The 3,536-nt window shown below is 70.8% G+C and carries 3 protein-coding genes and 1 pseudogene; 3 read left to right on the top strand and 1 reads right to left on the bottom strand.

Going from position 1 to position 3,536, the window contains the following annotated elements; all coding sequences use genetic code 11:
* The 3 genes and pseudogenes from DKL51_RS35355 to sucD form a co-directional block, all read left to right on the top strand.
* Positions 1-714 (top strand): annotated as a pseudogene (locus tag DKL51_RS35355) (hypothetical protein); the annotation flags it as partial.
* Between the two features lie 180 nt (positions 715-894).
* The gene (sucC, locus tag DKL51_RS29975; protein ID WP_109948166.1) at positions 895-2,073 is read left to right on the top strand and encodes an ADP-forming succinate--CoA ligase subunit beta; all 1,179 of its coding nucleotides are present in this window, start codon (positions 895-897) and stop codon (positions 2,071-2,073) included.
* Positions 2,074-2,075: 2 nt separating this feature from the next.
* The gene (sucD, locus tag DKL51_RS29980; protein ID WP_109948167.1) at positions 2,076-2,963 is read left to right on the top strand and encodes a succinate--CoA ligase subunit alpha; all 888 of its coding nucleotides are present in this window, start codon (positions 2,076-2,078) and stop codon (positions 2,961-2,963) included.
* 48 nt (positions 2,964-3,011) lie between these two features.
* Here sucD and DKL51_RS29985 read toward each other — a convergent pair whose 3' ends face one another.
* A complete protein-coding gene (locus tag DKL51_RS29985; RefSeq protein WP_109948168.1) occupies positions 3,012-3,278 on the bottom strand; it encodes a hypothetical protein in 267 nt (88 codons plus the stop codon).
* Between the last annotated feature and the right edge of the window lie 258 nt (positions 3,279-3,536).

The raw sequence follows: 3,536 nt of genomic DNA on the forward strand, positions 1-3,536 counted from the left end.
GGTCAGGGCTACCCGGTGCCCCAGCAGGGGTATCCGGGTGGGGGTTGGCCGGCGCCGCAGTCCGGCGCGGGTGGCGGGTGGTCGGCGCCGCAGCAGGCGTACCCGATCGGAGGGCCGCAGCCCGGCGGACCGGGACAGCTCCCGCCGCCCTGGCAGCCGCCCGCGGCGCGCCGGGCGAAGCGGATCCCGGACGACGAGCCCTTCGTGGCCCGGCCCAGCCTGCGTAAGCGGGGGCTGGCCCTCGGCGGTCTGACCTTGATGATCGGCCTGCTGCTGGCCTGCCCGCTGGGCCTGGCCGCGTCGTCGGACGGCCCCGGGATCCTGCTCGCCATCCCGCTGATCATGGTGGTCTTCGCCCTGTTCGTGGGACTGCAGCTCTGGCTGGTCTCGTCCGGCGGGCCGGCGCTCGCCGTCGGGCCGACCGGCCTGTGGATCAAGACCCGACCGACCCGGGGCCAGGCCATCTGGCTGCCGTGGGAGGCGATCGACCGGATCTACCGGCGACGCTGGGGCCTGGAGAAGATGCTCTGCGTGGCGGCGCGGGACCCGCGCGCCGAGCGCGACCTGGGCGCCTTCACCGCGCTCGACGCCGGAATGCAGCGGGGGTTCTTCGGTACCGGCTTCACCGCCACGCTCAACTTCGCCGACCGCTCCGAGAAGGAGATCATGGACGCGGTCCTCCGGCACTCGGCCGGCCGCTGCCGGGTCGGCTGACCGTGCGGGCCGGCCGTTGTGCATTACCGCACACCCCGCACCCGCTCGGTTGCCCCTGGTTCGCATCTCGTTAGGCTGCGGCAAATGACCTGTCTCATCTGATGACAGGCGTCAAACTGATTTTCCAACGCTGGTGGCGGCGCGAGGGCGCGCCGCGGAGACGGGACGGGACGCGCAATCGTGGACCTGTACGAGTACCAGGGGCGGGACCTGTTCGAGCGGCACGGGTTGCCCGTGCTCGCCGGCGGCGTCGCCACTACCCCGGAGGAGGCCCGCGCGATCGCCGAACGCCTCGGCGGTCGGGTGGTCGTCAAGGCGCAGGTGAAGGTCGGCGGCCGAGGCAAGGCCGGCGGCGTCAAGCTCGCCGAGGGCGCGGAAGAGACGGTGGCCCGGGCCACCGACATCCTCGGCATGGACATCAAGGGTCACACGGTCCACAAGGTCATGATCACGGTGACCGCGGACGTGGCCGAGGAGTACTACTTCTCGTACCTGCTCGACCGGGCGAACCGCACCTTCCTCTGCATCGCCAGCGTCGCGGGCGGCATGGACATCGAGCAGGTCGCCGCCGAGACCCCGGAGAAGGTGGTCAAGGCCCCGATCGACGCGAACACCGGCGTGGACGAGGCGAAGGCGCGCGAGATCGTGACCGCCGCCAACTTCCCGGCCGAGGTCGCCGACCAGGTCGTCGACATCGCGGTCAAGCTGTGGCAGGCGTTCGTCGCCGAGGACGCCACGCTGGTCGAGGTGAACCCGCTGGCGAAGAACGCCGACGGCAAGCTGCTGCTGCTCGACGCCAAGGTCACCCTGGACGAGAACGCCGCGTTCCGGCACCCGGACCATGAGGCCCTGGTCGACCAGGCCTCGGTGGACCCGCTGGAGCAGGCCGCCAAGGAGAAGGACCTCAACTACGTCAAGCTCGACGGCGAGGTCGGCATCATCGGCAACGGCGCGGGCCTGGTCATGTCGACCCTCGACGTGGTCGCGTACGCGGGTGAGCGGCACGGCGGCGTCAAGCCGGCGAACTTCCTCGACATCGGCGGTGGCGCGAGCGCCGCGGTGATGGCGAACGGTCTCGAGATCGTTCTCTCCGACCCCTCGGTGAAGAGCGTCTTCGTCAACGTCTTCGGCGGCATCACCGCCTGCGACGCGGTCGCCAACGGCATCGTGCAGGCGCTGCAGCTGCTCGAGCAGCGGGGCGAGCAGGTCACCAAGCCGCTCGTGGTCCGCCTCGACGGCAACAACGCCGAGGCCGGTCGGGCGATCCTCGACGGCGCGAACAACCCGCTGATCCAGCGGGTCGACACCATGGACGGCGCGGCCGAGCGGGCCGCCGAGCTGGCAGCTGCGGGGGTCTGATCATGGCTATCTGGCTGACCAAGGACTCCAAGGTCATCGTGCAGGGGATGACCGGTTCCGAGGGTTCCAAGCACACCCGGCGGATGCTCGCCGCCGGCACCAACGTCGTCGGCGGCGTCAACCCGCGCAAGGCGGGCCAGACGGTCGACTTCGACGGCACCGAGCTGCCGGTCTTCGCCTCCGTCGCGGACGCGATGAAGGAGACCGGGGCTGACGTCACGGTCATCTTCGTGCCGCCGCAGTTCACCAAGGCCGCGGTCGTCGAGGCGATCGACGCCGGCATCGACCTCGCCGTAGTGATCACCGAGGGCGTGCCGGTGCACGACACCGCCGCGTTCTGGGCGTACAACGTGGCCAAGGGTGAGCGGACCCGGATCATCGGGCCGAACTGCCCCGGTATCGCCTCGCCGGGCGCCTCCAACGCCGGCATCATCCCGGCCGACATCACCGGCAGCGGCCGGATCGGCCTGGTCAGCAAGAGCGGCACGCTGACCTACCAGATGATGTACGAGCTGCGCGACATCGGCTTCTCCACCTGCGTCGGCATCGGCGGTGACCCGATCATCGGGACCACCCACATCGACGCCCTGGCCGCGTTCGAGGCCGACCCGGACACCGACGCGATCGTGATGATCGGTGAGATCGGCGGCGACGCCGAGGAGCGGGCCGCCGAGTTCATCAAGGCCAACGTCACCAAGCCGGTGGTCGGCTACATCGCCGGCTTCACCGCGCCGCCCGGCAAGACCATGGGCCACGCCGGCGCGATCATCTCCGGCTCGGCGGGCACCGCCGAGGCGAAGAAGGAGGCGCTGGAGGCCGTCGGCGTCAAGGTCGGCAAGACCCCGACCGAGACCGCCAAGCTGATGCGGGAGATCATGTCCGCCGGCTGAGCCGGACCGTGACGTGCCGAGGGGGTCGACCGGTGCCGGTCGGCCCCCTCACCTGTTGTACCAGTACATGCCGTGACCCGTCGCCCGCCAGATCGCGTTGCCGATGATGTTGATCACGCCGAGCGCGATGGCCACGTAGCCGAGCACGGGTGAGTTACCGAACCGCCTGGCGTCCCGGATCGACAGGTAGCCGAAGATGATGCCCAGGATGCCGCAGCAGATCAGGCCGAGGACGATCCCCAGAACTCCCCAGAGCGTGGTGCGGTCCCGGCCGGCAGCCGGGGGTGGTGGGGGCGGCGGATACGGAGCGTTCACGGCTTCCTCCGAGCGGTCGGTGCCGCGACGAAAAAGGTCGCGTCCTGGGCCGAGGCTAAACCGGATCGGGTGGGGTCAGCCGGTGGATCACCGAACTCGCCGTCGTCCGACGGCGGTATCGGACTGCCGCCGACCGTGCGGCATGCCAGAGTAGAGCCGATGTCATCCGTCACCCCTGACCAGCCCCGCCGCCCCGCCGCCGGTGTCGCCGCCGACACCCGGCGGCGACCCCGGCGGCGACAGCCAGCGGCGCCCGAC

This window comes from Micromonospora globispora (genome assembly GCF_003857015.1).
Lineage (GTDB): Bacteria > Actinomycetota > Actinomycetes > Mycobacteriales > Micromonosporaceae > Micromonospora > Micromonospora globispora.